Origin of the sequence: Acidovorax sp. FG27 (assembly GCF_040365715.1) — a bacterium.
Classification (GTDB): domain Bacteria; phylum Pseudomonadota; class Gammaproteobacteria; order Burkholderiales; family Burkholderiaceae_C; genus Paracidovorax.
The window spans coordinates 104,007-120,404 of sequence record NZ_BAABVY010000004.1; the positions used below are offsets into that span (position 1 = coordinate 104,007).

General features: G+C 69.8%; 15 protein-coding genes and 1 tRNA gene. 7 read left to right on the top strand and 9 right to left on the bottom strand.

Features of this window, described 5'->3' with window-relative positions; all coding sequences use genetic code 11:
* Positions 1-53: 53 nt before the first annotated feature.
* The 3 genes from rplQ (at position 54) to ABWV53_RS03485 (ending at position 2,186) form a co-directional block, all read left to right on the top strand.
* Positions 54-452 (top strand): 50S ribosomal protein L17, encoded by a 399-nt coding sequence (gene rplQ, locus ABWV53_RS03475; RefSeq protein ID WP_353362988.1) that lies wholly within the window; start codon positions 54-56, stop codon positions 450-452.
* Positions 453-470: 18 nt separating this feature from the next.
* A tRNA-Met gene (locus ABWV53_RS03480) sits at positions 471-547 on the top strand.
* Positions 548-920: 373 nt separating this feature from the next.
* Entirely contained in the window at positions 921-2,186 is a 1,266-nt protein-coding gene (locus ABWV53_RS03485; protein ID WP_353362990.1) for an Hsp70 family protein, read from the top strand.
* A gap of 198 nt (positions 2,187-2,384) precedes the next feature.
* Here ABWV53_RS03485 and rsmI read toward each other — a convergent pair whose 3' ends face one another.
* Complete coding sequence (rsmI, locus tag ABWV53_RS03490; RefSeq protein ID WP_353362992.1) at positions 2,385-3,329, bottom strand: 16S rRNA (cytidine(1402)-2'-O)-methyltransferase; 945 nt, start codon at positions 3,327-3,329, stop codon at positions 2,385-2,387.
* On the opposite strand from rsmI, the gene ABWV53_RS03495 reads away from it, so the two are divergent.
* From ABWV53_RS03495 to ABWV53_RS03505, 3 genes are all read left to right on the top strand, one after another.
* A complete protein-coding gene (locus tag ABWV53_RS03495) occupies positions 3,329-3,775 on the top strand; it encodes a YraN family protein (protein ID WP_353362994.1) in 447 nt (148 codons plus the stop codon). The genes rsmI and ABWV53_RS03495 overlap by 1 nt on opposite strands.
* Before the next feature lie 181 nt (positions 3,776-3,956).
* Positions 3,957-4,553: an SIS domain-containing protein gene (locus ABWV53_RS03500; RefSeq protein WP_353362996.1), complete on the top strand. Its 597-nt coding sequence runs from the start codon at positions 3,957-3,959 to the stop codon at positions 4,551-4,553.
* Positions 4,550-5,332, top strand: coding sequence for a BON domain-containing protein (locus ABWV53_RS03505; protein WP_353362999.1), 783 nt, complete (start codon positions 4,550-4,552; stop codon positions 5,330-5,332). Before ABWV53_RS03500 ends, ABWV53_RS03505 begins: the two co-directional genes overlap by 4 nt.
* Before the next feature lie 56 nt (positions 5,333-5,388).
* Here the strand turns inward: ABWV53_RS03505 and ABWV53_RS03510 are convergent, their stop codons facing one another.
* The 4 genes from ABWV53_RS03510 to ABWV53_RS03525 all read right to left on the bottom strand — a co-directional run bounded on the left by ABWV53_RS03510 (position 5,389) and on the right by ABWV53_RS03525 (position 9,409).
* A complete protein-coding gene (locus tag ABWV53_RS03510; RefSeq protein ID WP_353363001.1) occupies positions 5,389-6,327 on the bottom strand; it encodes an NAD(P)-dependent oxidoreductase in 939 nt (312 codons plus the stop codon).
* 137 nt (positions 6,328-6,464) lie between these two features.
* The gene (locus tag ABWV53_RS03515) at positions 6,465-7,601 is read right to left on the bottom strand and encodes a PilT/PilU family type 4a pilus ATPase (protein WP_353363003.1); all 1,137 of its coding nucleotides are present in this window, start codon (positions 7,599-7,601) and stop codon (positions 6,465-6,467) included.
* 52 nt (positions 7,602-7,653) lie between these two features.
* A complete protein-coding gene (locus ABWV53_RS03520) occupies positions 7,654-8,286 on the bottom strand; it encodes a cyclic nucleotide-binding domain-containing protein (RefSeq protein ID WP_353363005.1) in 633 nt (210 codons plus the stop codon).
* A 79-nt stretch (positions 8,287-8,365) separates the two neighbouring features.
* A complete protein-coding gene (locus tag ABWV53_RS03525) occupies positions 8,366-9,409 on the bottom strand; it encodes a type IV pilus twitching motility protein PilT (RefSeq protein ID WP_056670902.1) in 1,044 nt (347 codons plus the stop codon).
* A 71-nt stretch (positions 9,410-9,480) separates the two neighbouring features.
* Between ABWV53_RS03525 and ABWV53_RS03530 the strand changes: the two genes are divergently transcribed.
* Positions 9,481-10,215 carry a YggS family pyridoxal phosphate-dependent enzyme gene (locus ABWV53_RS03530; protein ID WP_353363008.1) on the top strand — a complete coding sequence of 245 codons (735 nt, stop codon included), beginning with the start codon at positions 9,481-9,483 and terminating at the stop codon, positions 10,213-10,215.
* Between the two features lie 143 nt (positions 10,216-10,358).
* Here the strand turns inward: ABWV53_RS03530 and ltaE are convergent, their stop codons facing one another.
* From ltaE to ABWV53_RS03550, 4 genes are all read right to left on the bottom strand, one after another.
* The gene (gene ltaE / locus ABWV53_RS03535; protein WP_353363010.1) at positions 10,359-11,423 is read right to left on the bottom strand and encodes a low-specificity L-threonine aldolase; all 1,065 of its coding nucleotides are present in this window, start codon (positions 11,421-11,423) and stop codon (positions 10,359-10,361) included.
* A 133-nt stretch (positions 11,424-11,556) separates the two neighbouring features.
* On the bottom strand, positions 11,557-12,951 hold the full coding sequence (locus ABWV53_RS03540; protein ID WP_353363012.1) for an efflux transporter outer membrane subunit: 1,395 nt from the start codon (positions 12,949-12,951) through the stop codon (positions 11,557-11,559).
* A gap of 55 nt (positions 12,952-13,006) precedes the next feature.
* Positions 13,007-15,013 (bottom strand): MacB family efflux pump subunit, encoded by a 2,007-nt coding sequence (locus tag ABWV53_RS03545; protein ID WP_502903827.1) that lies wholly within the window; start codon positions 15,011-15,013, stop codon positions 13,007-13,009.
* A gap of 44 nt (positions 15,014-15,057) precedes the next feature.
* The gene (locus ABWV53_RS03550) at positions 15,058-16,269 is read right to left on the bottom strand and encodes an efflux RND transporter periplasmic adaptor subunit (protein WP_353363014.1); all 1,212 of its coding nucleotides are present in this window, start codon (positions 16,267-16,269) and stop codon (positions 15,058-15,060) included.
* Positions 16,270-16,398: the final 129 nt, after the last annotated feature.

Sequence of the window (16,398 nt, forward strand, 5' to 3'; positions counted from 1 at the left end):
GGGCAGTACCTGATACGGCTGCCCGTTTTAATTACAGACAAGGAAACAGCACCATGCGTCACGGACACGGCCTTCGCAAACTCAACCGCACTTCTTCGCACCGCCTGGCGATGCTGCAGAACATGATGAACTCGCTCATCGAGCACGAGGCCATCAAGACCACTCTGCCCAAGGCCAAGGAACTGCGCCGCGTGATCGAGCCCATGATCACCCTCGCCAAGGAAGACACCCTGGCCAACCGCCGCCTGGCCTTCAACCGCCTGCGCGACCGTGACAGCGTGACCAAGCTGTTTAACGACCTGGGCCCCCGCTTCAAGGCGCGTCCAGGCGGCTACACCCGCATTCTGAAGATGGGCTTCCGCGTGGGCGACAACGCCCCGATGGCATTCGTCGAGCTTGTGGAACGTGCTGCAGAAGAAAATGCAGATTCTTCCGCAGAAGCCGCAAAGTAAGCTATAATTCAATCTTGCCGCGCGATGGAGCAGTCTGGTAGCTCGTTGGGCTCATAACCCAAAGGTCGGAGGTTCAAATCCTTCTCGCGCAACCAACATCGGTAGTTTGCTACCACGACGAAAACGCCCACTCTTCAGTGGGCGTTTTTGTTTTTGCCGATGGCGGCCTCGGGCACTGGTAGTTGAGCAGATCAGGATGCTCAAGGAGCATCCGTGGCGCGCATGCCGCTACCGGCCGTTGCCGCGGTTCTGCCGCGACGGGGTTGGGGTGACGCATTCCTGGAATGCGCCGAGCCATCGCGGGAGGCATTGCGCAGCCATGAGCGGATGCGGAACTTGCACCGGCGTCCGGGCGATGCCGCGAGCCCTGGTGCCCCTTGGTCGGCCCTGCATCGACGGCGGCCCTGATGGCCCCTCCCGTCCCGGCCGATCCACCTTCGTTCACCACCAGATCCTTTCCGTTTTTCCATGGCGACTCTCCCCGGCTCCATCCTCGGTATCGACTTCGGCACTTCCAATTCCGCGGCCTCCCTGCAGACGGCGGATTCGAGCGGCGCGCGGCTGATTCCGCTCGACGGCCAGGGCGCCACCATCATGCCCACGGCGCTCTTCTTCAACACGGAAGACCGCACCACCCACTACGGGCGCGACGCGATGCACCAATACCTCGACGGGGCCGAGGGGCGGCTGATGCGCTCGCTCAAGAGCCTGCTGGGCAGCACGCTGCTGCAGGACAAGACCTCGGTGCACGACACGTTGGTGAGCTACCAGGACATCATCGGGATGTTCATGCGCCACATCGCCGTGCAAGTGCGCAGCGCCCTCCACGGCGAGATGCCCGAGCGCGTGGTACTGGGCCGGCCGGTGCACTTCGTCGACGACGACCCCGCGCGCGACCGCATGGCCGAGGAAGCCCTGGGCCGGGCCGCCGCGGATGCCGGCTTCACCCAGGTGACCTTCCAGTTCGAGCCGATCGCCGCCGCGCTGGACTACGAGCAGCGCATGGCCGGGGAGTCCCTGGTACTGGTGGTCGACGTCGGCGGCGGCACCTCCGACTTCACCGTCGTGCGGCTGGGGCCCGGGCGCCGCGAGGCGGCCGACCGCAGCGGCGACGTGCTGGCGACCACCGGCGTGCACATCGGCGGCACCGACTTCGACCGCCGCCTGAACCTCGAGCAGGTCATGGGTTACCTGGGCTTTCGCCACATCGGCCCCCGCGGGCGCGAGGTGCCGAGCCGCGTGTTCTTCGACCTGTCGACCTGGCATCTGATCCAGTGGCAATACGCCCAGAAGTCGGTGCGCGAGGCCCAGCAGCTGCGTTCCGACTACGCCGACTTGCAGTTGCACGACCGGCTGATGACGGTGCTGAACGAGCGCTGGGGGCACCGGCTCGCGAATGCGGTGGAGCAGGCCAAGATCGGCGCCTCGCGCTCGGATGCCACGGCGACCATCGCACTGGACTGGCTGGAACGGGAGCTGACCGCAGCGGTCACGCCCGACGACCTGGCACGGCATCTGGACGGCTTGCTGCGCCAGGTGGCCGGCTGCGCGGTGGCCTGCGTGGGAGCCGCCGGGCTGCGGCAGCAGGACATCGGCGCGATCTACCTGACCGGTGGATCGTCCGCGTTGCGGCCGCTGCGCGAGGTGCTGGCGCAGGCGCTTCCTGGCGTGCCGCAGGTCGAAGGCGACCTGTTCGGCGGCGTGGCGACGGGGCTGGCCTACAGCCGGGGCTGAAGCGTGCGGTGCCGGGGGCGCCATGCATGCGTTCCGCGGGAAGTGGGTCCTTGCTATTGGATTTATAGCATTAGGCCCTGGTGCGGCGGGCGCGAGGGCATGAAATCATCTGAGAAGGTGCAGGGCGGAGACCCGACCCCCGACCCCCGATCCCCCGACTCCCAGCCACTAGCCGACAGCCGACAGCCGACAGCCTGCCTACTGATCGGTGTCGTCCGCGCCGTCCCCCTCCCGCCGCAGTTGCAGCGCGAGTTCGTAGAGCGCGTTGCGCGGCTGGCCGGTCAGGTCGGCCGCCACCTTGACGGCGGTCTTGAGCGGCAGCTCGGCCAGCAGCAGCCGCAGCACCCGCCGGCCTTCGGCGTCGCCGTCGCTTTCCATCGCCTGCGCCGGGTGCACCAGCACCACGAATTCGCCACGGGCGCGCTGCGGGTTGCCGCCCAGCCATTGCGCCAGCGCGCTGGCCGGGTGGGTGGTAATCTCCTCGAACTGCTTGGTGAGCTCACGCGCCAGCGTCACGGGCCGCTCGCCCAGCACCGCCAGCGCCCGGCCCAGTTCCTCGATGCGGTGGGGGGCCTCCAGCAGCACCACGCAGCGCGGCTCGAGCGCCAGCGCCTGCACCGCGGCGGAGCGCTCCGCACCCCGGGTCGGCAGAAAGCCCGCGAACAGAAACCCGCCGGCGCCAGGGGCATGGGCCACCGCGCCCGCCGCGCTCAGCGCGGTGGTCACGCTGCTGGCCCCGGGCAGGGGCAGGCAGCGCAGGCCGGCGGCGGCGACGGCGTGGGCCAGGCGGGCGCCCGGGTCGCTCACGCCCGGCGTGCCGGCGTCGCTGACATAGGCCACCCGCTGGCCGGCGCGCAGCCGCTCCACCACCCCGTCCGACGCCTCGGCCTCGTTGTGCTGGTGCACGGCCAGCAGCTGGGCTCCGGCCTTGTCGATGCCGTAGGCGCGCAGCAGCGACTGCGTGTGGCGGGTGTCCTCGCAGGCGATGGTGTCCGCCAGTTGCAGCACGTGCAGCGCGCGCAGGGTGATGTCGGCCAGGTTGCCGATGGGCGTGGCGACGACGTAGAGCGTGCCCTGCGGATAATGCTGGCTGGCCGCCGCATCGCGCGCGGCACTCAGGGCTGAAGCGAAAGAGGCGCTCAATGGGATTCCTTGGCAAGAACTTCGGTAGGGGGGCGGACCGGGCCGCCACGGCGGACGGGCCGGCGAAGAAGGCGGCGCGCACCACGCGGGACCAGGGCAACGCGGCGGAAGACCGGGCGCTTGCGCATCTGCTGGCCGCCCGGCTGATGCTGGTGGAGCGCAATTATCGGACGCCGGGCCGCGGCGGCGGCGAAATCGACCTGATCATGCGCGAGCGCGACGGCACGCTGGTGTTCGTCGAAGTGCGCAGCCGCGCCGGCCGGGGCTTCGGCGGCGCGGGCGGCAGCATCGGCGCCATCAAGCAGCAACGCGTCGTGCTCGCGGCACGCCACTACCTGATGCGCTGGCCCGCGCCGCCGCCCTGCCGGTTCGACGCGGTGCTGGTGGAGGGCGTGGGCGGCGGCGCATCCATCGAATGGCTGCGCGGCGCCTTCGACGCCGGTTGAATGAACCGCGGCGGATGGCGGTGCCCTGCCGAGCCGATCCCGTGGCGGGCCCGGCGCCAGCGCAACCCTTTGCTACAAAATTCCAAGCACCCGCCCCAGGTCTTTCGGCGGCGGCGTGCCGGGTTGGGGTGAAATGGCCTCTCGAACCGCCCGCTACACCGTTGGGTATCATCCACGCCCCATGCTCGAGCAACGCATCCAACAGCACTTCATCGACAGCGCCGACCTGAAATACCAGGCCGCCCAGGCGCTCAGCCATCCCATCGGTTCCGCCATCCAGGCCATCCTCGCCTGCGTGACCAGCGGGGCCAAGGTGCTGGCCTGCGGCAGCGGGCCTTCCGCTGCCGATGCCCAACTCTTCGCCGCGCTGTGCGTGGGCGGGTTCGAACGCGAACGGCCCGAACTGGCCGCGCTGGCGCTGGTGCCGGGCAACGCCTGGATGGGCGCCGGCCCGGGCGAGCCCGACGCCGCGGCGCTCGCGCGCCAGGTGCGCGCCCTCGGCCAGGCGGGCGACGTGCTGGTGGCGCTCTCCGTCAGCGGGGAAGACGCCGTGGTGCTGGAGGCCGTGCAGGCCGCGCACGAGCGGGACATGACGGTGATCGCGCTCTGCGGCCGGACCGGCGGCACCCTGGCGGCGGTGCTGCGCGAGACCGACGTGCAGATCGCCGTGCCCCATGACCGCGCCGCCCGGGTGCGTGAAGTCCACGCCCTGGTGCTGCATTGCCTCTGCGACGGGGTGGACGCCCAGTTACTTGGTGAACAGGAGATACCGCTATGACTTTCAAGACCTTGCGCCGCACCACCTGCGTGCTCTGCGCCACCGCCGCCGTGGCGGCCAGCCTGTCGGCCTGCGCGCCCATTTTGATCGGCGGCGGCGCCGTCGTGGGCGCGATGGTGGCCACGGACCGGCGCACCACCGGCGCGCAGGTGGAAGACGAAGGGATCGAGCTGCGCACCGCCAACCGCATCCGCGACACCCTAGGCGACCGCGTGCACGTCAACGTCACCAGCTTCAATCGCCAGGTGCTGCTGACCGGCGAGGCGCCGCGCGCCGAGGACCGCCAGCGCCTGGAGCAGATCGCCCTGGGCGTCGAAAACGTGCGGTCGGTGGTGAACGAGGTGGGCATCGGTGCGCCGTCCTCGCTCACGCAGCGCTCCAACGACACCTTCATCACCGGCAAGGTGCGCGCCAGCCTGGTGGATGCCAAGGACCTGGTGGCCAACGCCTTCAAGGTGGTCACCGAGCGCGAGATCGTCTACCTGATGGGCCGCGTCACGCAGCGCGAGGCCACCCGCGCCACCGACATCGCCCGCAGTGTGAACGGCGTGCGCAAGGTGGTGCGCGTGTTCGAGATCGTGTCGGAAGAGGAACTGGCGCGTGCGGCGGTCAGGGCGCAGCAGCAGCCCGCCCCGGTGGTGCAGGACCCGGCCGCCGCCAGCTATCCGCCGGCCGCCACCGCGCCCTCAGCCGCCGGCGTGCAGTCCGCGCCGCTGGCACCGCTGCCGGCGGCGCAGCCCGCGCCCGCCGCTGGCGTCGTCACCCAGCCGGTGCGCTGACATCGCCCGGGCCAGGGGCCGGCGGCGGATCGGCCCCGGCCTGCGGCGGCATCCGGTCAGGCCTTCTTGTTCGCCTGGTTCACCCCCAGCCGGGTGATGAGGCTGGAGGTGTCCCAGCGCGCGCCACCGGACTGCTGCACGTCGGCGTAGAACTGGTCCACCAGCGCGGTGACCGGCAGGCGGGCGCCGTTGCGCTGGGCCTCCTGCAGCACCAGGCCCAGGTCCTTGCGCATCCAGTCCACGGCAAAGCCGAAGTCGAAGCGGCCTTCCACCATGGTCTTGCCGCGGTTGTCCATCTGCCAGCTCTGCGCGGCGCCCTTGCCGATCACATCCAGCACCAGCGGCATGTCCAGCCCGGCGTGCTGGCCGAAGGCCACCGCCTCCGACAGCCCCTGCACCAGCCCGGCGATGCAGATCTGGTTGACCATCTTGGCCAGCTGCCCGGCGCCGCTGTCGCCGATGCGGGTGAAGGCGCGGGAGAACGCCATCGCCGTGGGGAGCACCGCGTCGAACGCGGCCGCGTCGCCGCCACACATCACCGTCAGCTGGCCGTTCTGCGCGCCGGCCTGGCCGCCGGAGACCGGCGCGTCGATGAACTGCAGGCCCAGCGTGCGGGCCGCGCGGTACAGCTCGCGCGCGACCTCGGCCGAAGCCGTGGTGTGGTCCACGAAGATGGCGCCCGGCTGCATGCCGGCGAAAGCGCCGTCGGCGCCCAGCACCACCGAGCGCAGGTCGTCGTCGTTGCCCACGCAGCAGAAGACGATGTCGGCCCCCTGGGCCGCGGCACGCGGCGTTTCAGCATGTTTTAAAGCTCCAGCGCCCGCGAATTCAGCGCACCACGCTATGGATTTGCTAGCGGTGCGGTTGTAGACGGTGACGTCGTGGCCCGCCAGCGCCAGATGGCCGGCCATGGGGTAGCCCATGACCCCCAGGCCCAGGAAGGCGACCTTGCGGGAGGGAGTTGCGTCGTAGTTGCGAGGGTTGGTGCTTGGCATAGGAACGGTTCTAGCAGAAAGGGAAAGGCCCAGGCGGGGGCTTGCGTCTGGCGATGGTGCGGTTGCGGCCGCGGGCCGCGCAGACCGGGGGCCGTGGCGCTGCCGGGCGACGGGCATCGCCGCCGCCCGAAGCGGTGTCACACGATCGCGAAGTGCTCGGTGCCCGAGGCCAGGTCGCCCGAGCGGGCGCGCTGGCTGCCCAGCTTGATCTGCAGGCGCAGGTCGTTCACCGAATCGGCGTTGCGCAGGGCGTCTTCGTAGGTGATGACGTTGGCCTCGAACAGGTCGAACAGCGACTGGTCGAAGGTCTGCATGCCCAGGTTGCGGCTCTTCTTCATGATTTCCTTGATCTCGGCCACCTCGCCCTTGAAGATCAGGTCGGAGATCAACGGCGTGTTCAGCATCACCTCGACGGCGGCAGCGCGGCCCTTGCCGTCCTGCTTGGGGATCAGGCGCTGCGAGACCATGCCGCGCAGGTTGAGCGACAGGTCCATCAGCAATTGCGCGCGGCGCTCTTCCGGGAAGAAGTTGATGATGCGGTCCAGCGCCTGGTTGGCGCTGTTGGCATGCAGCGTGGCCAGGCACAGGTGGCCGGTCTCGGAGAACGCCACCGCGTGTTCCATCGTCTCGCGGTCGCGGATCTCGCCCATCAGGATCACGTCCGGCGCCTGGCGCAACGTGTTCTTCAGGGCCGCTTCCCAGCTGTCGGTGTCCAGCCCGACTTCGCGTTGCGTCACCACGCAGTTCTTGTGCGGGTGCACGAATTCGATCGGGTCCTCGACGGTGATGATGTGGCCAAAGGAGTTTTCGTTGCGCCAGTCCACCATGGCGGCGAGCGTGGTCGACTTGCCCGAGCCGGTCGCCCCGACCAGGATGCACAGTCCCCGCTTGGCCATCGCCACCTCCTTGAGCACCTGCGGCACGCCCAGGCCGTCGATGCTGGGCAACTGCAGCGGGATGGTCCGCATCACCATACCGACCCGGCCCTGCTGGATGAAGGCGTTCACCCGGAAGCGGCCGATGTCCGCCGGCGAGATGGCGAAGTTGCATTCCTTGGTGCGTTCGAAATCCGCCACCTGCTTGTCGCTCATCACCGAACGCGCCAGCGTCAGGGTGTGGGCGGGCGTCAGCGGCTGGGGCGACACCTTGGTCACCTTGCCGTCCACCTTGATGGCGGGCGGGAAGTCCGCCGTGATGAACAGATCGCTGCCACCGCGGCTCACCATCAGCCGGAGCAGGTCGCTGATGAATTTACTGGCCTGATCGCGCTCCATCAGATGGCTCCTGTGTGGGCGTGTGCGTCGGCGTGGGCAAGAGGGCGCGCGGTCATTTCTGGCCTTCGCTCAGACGGGCGCTCACCACGCGCAGGCGCTGCGACAGCCTGCGCGCCAGCAGGGCGACCAGGCTCGCGGCCAGTTGCGGGTCCTTGGTCATCATCTCGTCCAGGGCCTCGGCGCTCAGCACGGCGATCTCGCAGTCGGTGAGCGTTGTGCACGACGAAAAGCGGATGCCGCTGTCCAGCAGCGACATCTCGCCCAGGATGTCGCCCGGGCGGGTTTCAGCCAGGCGCAGATGTTCGCCCCAGGGCTGCACGCGGTCCACCGCGATGGTGCCATTCAGCAGCACGACCATGAAGTTGCCGTACTCCTCCTGGCGGATCACGTCGCGCGAGGCGGAGATGGCCGCGAACTGGAAGAAGCGCTCCATGCGCTCCACCGCGTCCTTGTCCAGGTGCGCCATGTACTTGTCCTTGGCCCAGAGCGCCTGCAGCAGCTTGCCGCCCCGGGTGGCGGGCAGCCGCTTGGCGCCGACCTCGACCGCGCGCGCCTCCCACGGCACCAGCATGGCGCTGTCCACGCCCTGGCCGGCGAAGGCCGTGGTGAAGAACACCGAATCGGCGTGGTCGTCCGAGCCCTTGGCGCGCGACTTGGACTTCAGGAGTCCGAGGATGCCTTTCATGAGAATGCTCCGTTGCGGCGAAGGCCGCTCAAATCGGGCGGGGGGGTGGAGGCCGCCCTGGAATGAAGGGGAAAAGGCGTCAGCCGGGGAAGTTGTCCGGGATCTTGGCCTTGCTGCGCGCTTCGGCCGGGCTGATGACGTTGCGGCGCACCAGATCGGTCAGGTTCTGGTCCAGCGTCTGCATGCCCACGCTGTTGCTGGTCTGGATGGTGGAATACATCTGCGCCACCTTGGCCTCGCGGATCAGGTTGCGGATGGCGCTGGTGCCCAGCATGATCTCGTGCGCCGCCACGCGGCCGGAGCCGTCCTTGGTCTTGCACAGGGTCTGGGAGATCACGGCCTGCAGCGATTCGGACAGCATGGCGCGCACCATTTCCTTTTCCTCGGCGGGGAACACGTCGATGATCCGGTCGATGGTCTTGGCGGCACTGGACGTGTGCAGCGTGCCGAACACGAGGTGGCCCGTTTCCGCCGCCGTCATCGCCAGGCGGATGGTTTCGAGGTCGCGCATTTCGCCCACCAGGATGGCGTCCGGGTCTTCACGCAGGGCGGACTTGAGCGCGGCCGCGAACGAGAGCGTCATCGGCCCCACTTCGCGCTGGTTGATCAGGCACTTCTTCGATTCGTGCACGAATTCGATCGGGTCTTCCACCGTCAGGATGTGGCCGTACTCGCTCTCGTTGAGGTAGTTGACCATGGCGGCCAGCGTGGTGGACTTGCCCGAGCCGGTCGGCCCCGTCACCAGCACCAGGCCGCGCGGCTTCAAGGCCAGGTCAGCGAAGATCTTGGGCGCGTTCAGCTGCTCCAGCGTGAGGATCTTGCTCGGGATGGTGCGGAACACGGCGGCCGCGCCCCGGTTCTGGTTGAAGGCGTTGACGCGAAAGCGTGCTAGGCCTTCGATCTCGAACGAGAAATCGACCTCGAGGAATTCTTCGTACGCCTTGCGCTGGGCGTCGCTCATGATGTCGTAGACCATGGCGTGCACCGTCTTGTGGTCCAGCGCATCGACGTTGATGCGGCGCACGTCGCCATGCACGCGGATCATGGGAGGCAGGCCGGCCGAGAGATGCAGGTCGGATGCCTTGTTCTTCACGCTGAAGGCGAGCAGCTGGGTGATGTCCACGGGATTCCCTCGGTCGTATGGGTGCGATCGTCTGTGCGCCGGATGCCTTTTGGTACCCTTGCCCGAACATTATGACGACGATTGGTAACAACCTCCAACAAGTGCGCGCCCGCATCGACGCGGCCTGCGCGCACGCGGGGCGCGGCGCGGGCGAGGTGTCGCTGCTGGCCGTCTCCAAGACCTTCGGGCCCGAGGCGGTGCGCGACGCGGCGCTGGCCGGCCAGCTCGCCTTTGGCGAAAACTACGTGCAGGAAGCAGTCGAGAAGATCGCGCTGGTGGGCGCCATGGGGCTGCCGCAGCGGCTGCAGTGGCACTGCATCGGCCCGCTGCAAAGCAACAAGACCCGGCTGGTCGCCGCGCACTTCGACTGGGTCCACACAGTGGACCGGCTCAAGATCGCCGAGCGCCTGTCGGAGCAGCGGCCGGGCGACCGCGCGCCGCTCCAGGTCTGCATCCAGGTCAACGTGGATGGCGGGCCCACCAAGGCCGGCGTGGCCCCGGGCGAGGCCGTGGCCCTGGCACGCGCGGTGGCCCAGTTGCCCCGACTGACGCTGCGGGGCGTGATGGCCATCCCCGATGCGATGGAGGGCTTCGAGGCGCAAAGCGCCGTGCATGAACGCGCCCGCGGCGTCTGGACGGAAGTGCGCGCCGCCCTGGCCAGCGACGGGGTGCCGGGCTGGGAACGGGTGGACACCCTCTCGCTCGGCATGACCGGCGACTTGGAGGCCGCGGTGCACGCCGGCAGCACGATGGTGCGCGTCGGCAGCGGCATTTTCGGGGGCCGGCACTATCCGCCCGCCGGCTGAGGCGGCCGGTTCCAAGGCGAAAATGGCCTCTGGCGCTTGCTGTATCAGCGCATGGTGCTATAAAAATAATAGCAATCGCCTGGGGCGCGCCTGGCTTGGCCTGCGCCCCGGCGCACCGCCATGCCTCCAGGCACGGCGGCCCCTCAGCCCTTGAACTTCTGCACGCAGTCCAGCGCGTCGGCCACGTGCTCGGGCGTCACGTCCAGGTGCGTCACCCAGCGCAGGCGAGTCTGGCCGGCGTAGAGCCCGCTGGTCACGCGCACGCCGTGGCGCGCCAGCCAGTCGGTGAAGGCCGGGGCCACGTCGGCGTGCAGGTCGGTGAAGAGGATGTTGGTATTCGCCGAGGCCACGCTCAGCCGGCCGGCCAGCACCGGGTGGCTGCGGCCGGCCTCGGCCAGGCCTTGCGCCAGCTGGCGCAGCAGGGCGTGGTCGTCGGCCAGGCGCCGCACGTGGTGCTCCAGCGCATGCTGGCCGGCGGCGGCCAGCACGCCGGCCTGGCGCATGCCGCCGCCCAGCATCTTGCGGGTGCGCCGTGCCCGGGCGATGAAGTCCCGGCTGCCCAGCAGCAGCGAGCCCACCGGCGCCCCCAGCCCCTTGCTGAGGCAGAGCGACACCGAATCGAAATGCGCGGCCAGCGCGCGGGCCTCGTCGTACACGTCGGTGCCGTTCGCCTCGGCGTTGGCCGTGGCCGCATTGAAGAGGCGCGCGCCGTCCAGGTGCATGGCCAGCTGGCGCGAGCGGGCCAGCTCGGCCACCTGCGCGACGTAGGACGTGGGCAGCACGCGGCCGCCGGTGGTGTTCTCCAGCACCACCAGCCGGGTGCGCGCGAAATGCGGGTCGTCCGGCTTGATGGCGGCGGCAATGTCGGCCAGCGCCAGCGTGCCGTCGGCCTGCGTCTCCACCGGCTGCGGCTGGATCGAACCGAGCACCGCCATGCCGCCGCCTTCCCAGCGGTAGGTGTGCCAGCTCTGGCCCACGATGGCCTCGTCGCCGCGCTGGCAGTGGCCCATCAGCGCGATGAGGTTGGTCTGCGTGCCGGTGGGCGCGAAGAGCGCGGCCTCGAAGCCCAGCAAAGCGGCGGCGTGGTCCTGCAGACCGTTGACGGAAGGGTCGTCGCCGAAGACGTCGTCGCCCAGCGGGGCGGCGAGCATGGCCGCGCGCATGGCGGCGGTGGGCTGGGTGACGGTATCGCTGCGGAAGTCGGGCATGGGGTGCGGGGCGGCGGGGCCAATGAAGCGGACAAGCCCCACATCGTACGTGGCCCGGCCTGCCGGCACGGGCGCCCTGCGTGCCGCGTGGCGGCACGCGGCGCGGGCCGTGCGCCACGGCCCACTGCCACGGTCAACCGCCCCCGAGCGCCTGGTAGAGCGTAGCGTGGTTGGTCAGGCGAGAGAGTCGGTTGTCCGACAGCGCGATCTCGGCCGAGCGGCGCTTTTCCTGCGCATCCAGCCAGGGCCGCAGCGCCACCGCGCCGGCGCGGTAGCGCACCTCGTAGAGCTGCTCGGCGCGCCGCGCATCGGCCAGCGACCGGGCCAGCTGCACGCCCTGCTCGGCCAGCTGGCGGCGGGCCGACAAGGCGTTGTCCACGTCGACGAAGGCCTGGTAGAGCGTCTGGCGAAAGCCCACCACCGCCTGCTCGTAGTCGGCGCGGGCGATGTCGGTGGAGAGCTGCATCTCGGTGCGGTTCAGGAACGGCAGCACCAGCCCGGCACCGAGCGTGGCGATGGGGTTGGCCAGCAGGTTGCCCAGCGCGCTGCTGGAGCCGCCCAGCGCCCCGGTGAGCGACAGGCGCGGGTAGTACGACAGCCGCGTGGCGTCTGCCGTGGCCAGCGCCTCGCGCAGGCGCAGCTCGGCCGAGTGCAGATCGGGCCGGCGCGCCAGCAGCTCGGCCGGCAGACCGGCGGCCACCTCGGGCAGGGGCGCATCGGGCAGCGACTGCGGCGCGCTCCAGCCCGGTGCGGCGGGTCCCGTGGCCGAGCCGTCGAACAGCAGCACCAGCGCGTTCGACGTTTCCACGTACTGCTGCTGCAGCTGCGCCAGGGCGGCGCGCTGGCTGGACAGGCTCTGGCGCGATTCGGTCACTTCCAGCGTGGAGACGGCGCCCGCGTCGTATTGCGCCTGGACGAGCGCCACCGTGCGTTCGGCATAGCGGATGCTTTCCGCGGCCGAGGCCAGCCGCTGGTTCAGGTGGCCGAGCTGCCAGTACAGCGTGGCGGTGGTGGCGACCAGCGACTGCGCGGCGGCCTCGCGGTCCTGCGCGGTGGCCAGGGCCTCCCACCGGGCGGCGTCGGTCGATGCGCCCAGGCGGTTCCACAGGTCGGCCTCGTAGCTCACGCCGAGCGAGGCGGAATTCGAGCGGCTGGTGCCGCCTCCGTCGAGCGGGCGGCTGGCGCCGCTGTTCACGCTGCCGCTGAAGCTGGGCCGGTTCTCCGTCAGCCGCGCCTGCAGCTGCGCACGCCGCACGCGGATCGCCGCCGCGGCCAGGTCGTTGTTGCGTGCCAGGGCCGCGTCCACCAGCTCGTTCAGCACCGGGTCGCCGAACGCCTGCCACCAGTGGCCGGTCACGGCGGCGGCATCGCGTGCCGGCGCGGTCGATACGCCGTCGCCGGCATGCCCCCACTGCGCCGGAACCACGGCGGCCGGGGCGTCATAAGGGGTGCGCAGGGTCGAGCAGCCGGCCAGGAGTGCCAAGGCCAGCGCCAGGGCGGCAGGTTTCCACAAGGGCTGGGTCGTCATCGGGAAGTCATCATTCCGTTCGTTGGAGGCGGGCCGCATGGCCCGGAGACGTCGTTCATTCACGGGCCAGGGCCTCCACCGGGTCCAGCCGCGCCGCGCTGCGGGCCGGCAGGAAGCCGAACACCACCCCGATCAGCGTGGCGCAGAGGAAGGCCGCCACCATCGAGCCGTGCGAATACACCATCCGGAAGTCGCTGCTGGCGTGCGCGAAGATCTGGCCGAAGCCGAGGGCCAGCAAGATGCCCAGCACCCCGCCGATCAGGCACACCAGCACCGCCTCGATCAGGAACTGCTGCTGGATGTCGCCCTGCCGCGCGCCCACGGCCATGCGCACGCCGATCTCGCGGGTGCGCTCGGTCACGCTGACCAGCATGATGTTCATCACCCCGATGCCGCCCACGATCAGCGAGATCACGGCGATGGAGCTGATGAGCAGCGTCATCGTCTGCGTGGTGGCCTCGATGGTCTGGCGGATGCTGTCGGTGTTCAGCACGTAGAAGTCCTTGCGGCCGTGGCGTTGCTCCAGCAACTGGTTGATGCCCTGCTCGGCCGCGCTGGTGGAGGCGTCGTCGCGCACCCGCACCGTGATGCTGCGCAGGTAGTTCTGGTTGACGATGCGGCTCATGGCGGTGGTGTAGGGCACGAAGACGTTCAGCGCCTCGGTGTTGCCGAAGGCCGATTCGCTCCTGGCCGCCACGCCGATCACGCGCACCGGAATGCTGCCCAGCAAAATCACTTCGCCCACCGGGTCGGGCGTGTTGGGGAACAGCGTCTTGCGCGTGTTGTCGTCGATCACCGCCACCTGCTCGCGCCGCGCCACGTTGCCGGCGTCGAATTCGCTGCCCTGCGCCACCTTCACGCCCTTGACGCGGAAGTACTGTTCGCCCGCGCCCACCACCGTCATCGACGCCTCGATGTTGCGGTACCGGCCGGTGACCGCGTTCTGCAGCGTGGGCGTGACGCTGTCCACGTAGCCCTGCTGCGCCAGCGCGGCCGCGTCGGCCGGCACCAGCGTGCGCACCCGGGCCGAACGCGTGTCGCCGAAGCCGCTGCCGGAGAACACCTCGATGGTGTTGGTGCCGATGGAGCTGATGTTCTTGAGCACCTGCTGGCGCGAGCCTTCGCCCAGCGCCACCACCGCCACCACGGAGGCGATGCCGATGATGATGCCGAGCATGGTGAGGAAGGTGCGCAGCCGGTGCGCGTTCATCGCCAGCAGCGCCATCTGGAAGGCGGACGCGAAGCGGTCGCGCAGCGCGCCGATGCCGTTGCGCGCGGCCGGGCGGGGCGCCAGCGCGGGCGCCGCGCCGCGTGCCGGCACCCCGGCCATGCGGGCCGTGGGCCGGTCGCCGATGATTTCGCCGTCGCGGATCTCGATGATGCGTTCGGCATGCTCGGCCACCGCCATGTCGTGCGTCACGATGATGATGGTGTGGCCTTCGGCATGCAGCTCCTGCAGGATCTTCATCACCTCCTCGCCGCTGGCGGTGTCGAGCGCTCCGGTGGGCTCGTCGGCCAGGATGACGCTGCCGCCGTTCATCAGCGCTCGGGCGATGGACACGCGCTGCTGCTGCCCGCCCGACAGCTGCCCCGGCCGGTGGCCGGTGCGCTCGGCCAGGCCCAGCCGGCCCAGGAGGGCGGCGGCGCGGTCGTGGCGCGCCCCTGCGGGCGTGCCGGCATAGATGGCCGGCACCTCCACGTTGCCGCGCGCCGTCAGGTCGCCCAGCAGGTGGTAGCGCTGGAAGATGAAGCCGAAATACTCGCGCCGCAGCGCAGCCAGCTCATCCGGCCCCAGCTGGCCGGTCGCCCGGCCGGCCACGCGGTAGCTGCCGGCGGTGGGCTTGTCCAGGCAGCCCAGGATGTTCATCAGCGTGGATTTGCCCGAGCCCGACTGGCCGACGATGGCGACCATCTCGCCCGCGTGGATGGCGAGGTTCACGTCTTTCAGCACGGCGATGGTGCCTTCGCCGGCGGGGAACTCGCGGCGTAGGTCGCGCAGCTCCAGCAGCGGCGTGCCGGTCGCGTGCGCGGAAGGGGACGGCGAAGTGGTCGTGGGGCTCACGGCGTCGGTGCGGTCGTCGGGCGATGGCTTCACGGCGGCGCCCATCACATGCGCATCGGCGGCCGGCGGTTGCCCTGCTGCGGCCCCGCGCCCGGCGCGGCGGCTTCGCCCAGCACCACCTTGTCGCCTTCGGCCAGGCCCTCGGTGATCTCGGCGCTCACGTTGTTATTGATGCCCACCTTCACCGGGCGGGGTTGCGGGTTGCCTTCGGCGTCCAGCACGCGCACGCTGGCGCCGCCCGGCCCGCGCCGGCTCAGCGCCGACGAGGGAATCACGATCACGCCCTTGGCCTCGGCCCGCACGATGGACACCTGCGCCGTCATCGAGATGCGCAGCTTGTTCTCGGGGTTGGGCACGTCGAACAGGCCGTTGTAGTAGATGGCCGTGGTCGAGCTGGAACTGGAGCTGCTGCTGTTGGACGAGGTCGTCTCGGTCAGGATGGCGTCGGTCGCGGGCTCGATGGTGCGCAGCGCGGCGTTGTAGCGCCGGTCCGGCTCGCCCAGGATGGTGAAGTACACCGGCAGCCCGGGCTTGACCTTGACCACGTCGGCCTCGGAGATCTGCGTCTTCACCGTCACCTGGTCGAGCTGCGCCACCTTGATGATGGTGGGCGTGGTCTGATTCGCGTTCACCGTCTGGCCCTGCTGCACCACCAGCGCCACCACCACGCCGTCGATGGGCGAGACGATCTTCGTGTAGCCCAGGTTCACCTTGGCCGTGTCGGCGGTGATGGCTGCCTGCTTGATCTGCGCCTGCAGCGCGGCGATGTTGGCGCGCGTGGTGTTGCGGGTGGCCTCGGCGGCCTCGAAGTCGGCGCGGGAGCCCGCCTCGGCATCGAAGAGCTGCTTCTGGCGCTGGTAGTTCAGCTCGGCCTCGACCAGCGAAGCCTGCTGCGCCGCGAGCTGGGCGCGCACGTTCTCCAGCGCCGCCTCGGCATTGCGCACCGTGTTCTGCTGGGTGGTGGAATCGATCTCGGCCACCAGGTCGCCCTTCCGGACCGTCTGGCCCAGCTCCACCTTCAGTGTCTTCACCTGGCCCGAGACCTGGGCGCCCACGCTCACCTGCTTGAAGGCCTGGATGGTGCCGGTGGCCAGCACCGCGTCCTCGATGTCGCCCCGTGCGGCGGTGGTGGTCACGAAGCGGGGAGCGGGCTGGGGCTGGAAGAACAGGCGCCAGGCCCCGAAGGCGAGCGCGGCCAGCACGAGCAGGAGCAGCGCGACGCGCCAGGGCTTGGAGATCTTGCGGGCGATGGGCATGAAGGTCTGGGAAATGGAGGAGCGCAGCAAGCCCTGGAGGGCTCTGCCGATCTCAATGAGAATCAGCCCCGAGTGTGCCAAGCTCACGCGGCCCCTCTGCTGCTCGGCCGTAAAGTTAGGTAAAACGGG

Coding starts and splice junctions, on each gene's coding strand:
- ABWV53_RS03530 (WP_353363008.1), top strand. CDS start 9,481: ATGACGACGATTGGTAACAACCTCCAACAAGTGCGCGCCCGCATCGAC.
- ABWV53_RS03550 (WP_353363014.1), bottom strand. CDS start 16,269: ATGCCCATCGCCCGCAAGATCTCCAAGCCCTGGCGCGTCGCGCTGCTC.
- ABWV53_RS03485 (WP_353362990.1), top strand. CDS start 921: ATGGCGACTCTCCCCGGCTCCATCCTCGGTATCGACTTCGGCACTTCC.
- ABWV53_RS03515 (WP_353363003.1), bottom strand. CDS start 7,601: ATGGAGCGCGATCAGGCCAGTAAATTCATCAGCGACCTGCTCCGGCTG.
- ABWV53_RS03540 (WP_353363012.1), bottom strand. CDS start 12,951: ATGACGACCCAGCCCTTGTGGAAACCTGCCGCCCTGGCGCTGGCCTTG.
- ABWV53_RS03495 (WP_353362994.1), top strand. CDS start 3,329: ATGGGATTCCTTGGCAAGAACTTCGGTAGGGGGGCGGACCGGGCCGCC.
- ABWV53_RS03520 (WP_353363005.1), bottom strand. CDS start 8,286: ATGAAAGGCATCCTCGGACTCCTGAAGTCCAAGTCGCGCGCCAAGGGC.
- ABWV53_RS03500 (WP_353362996.1), top strand. CDS start 3,957: ATGCTCGAGCAACGCATCCAACAGCACTTCATCGACAGCGCCGACCTG.
- ltaE (WP_353363010.1), bottom strand. CDS start 11,423: ATGCCCGACTTCCGCAGCGATACCGTCACCCAGCCCACCGCCGCCATG.
- ABWV53_RS03505 (WP_353362999.1), top strand. CDS start 4,550: ATGACTTTCAAGACCTTGCGCCGCACCACCTGCGTGCTCTGCGCCACC.
- rplQ (WP_353362988.1), top strand. CDS start 54: ATGCGTCACGGACACGGCCTTCGCAAACTCAACCGCACTTCTTCGCAC.
- ABWV53_RS03510 (WP_353363001.1), bottom strand. CDS start 6,327: ATGCCAAGCACCAACCCTCGCAACTACGACGCAACTCCCTCCCGCAAG.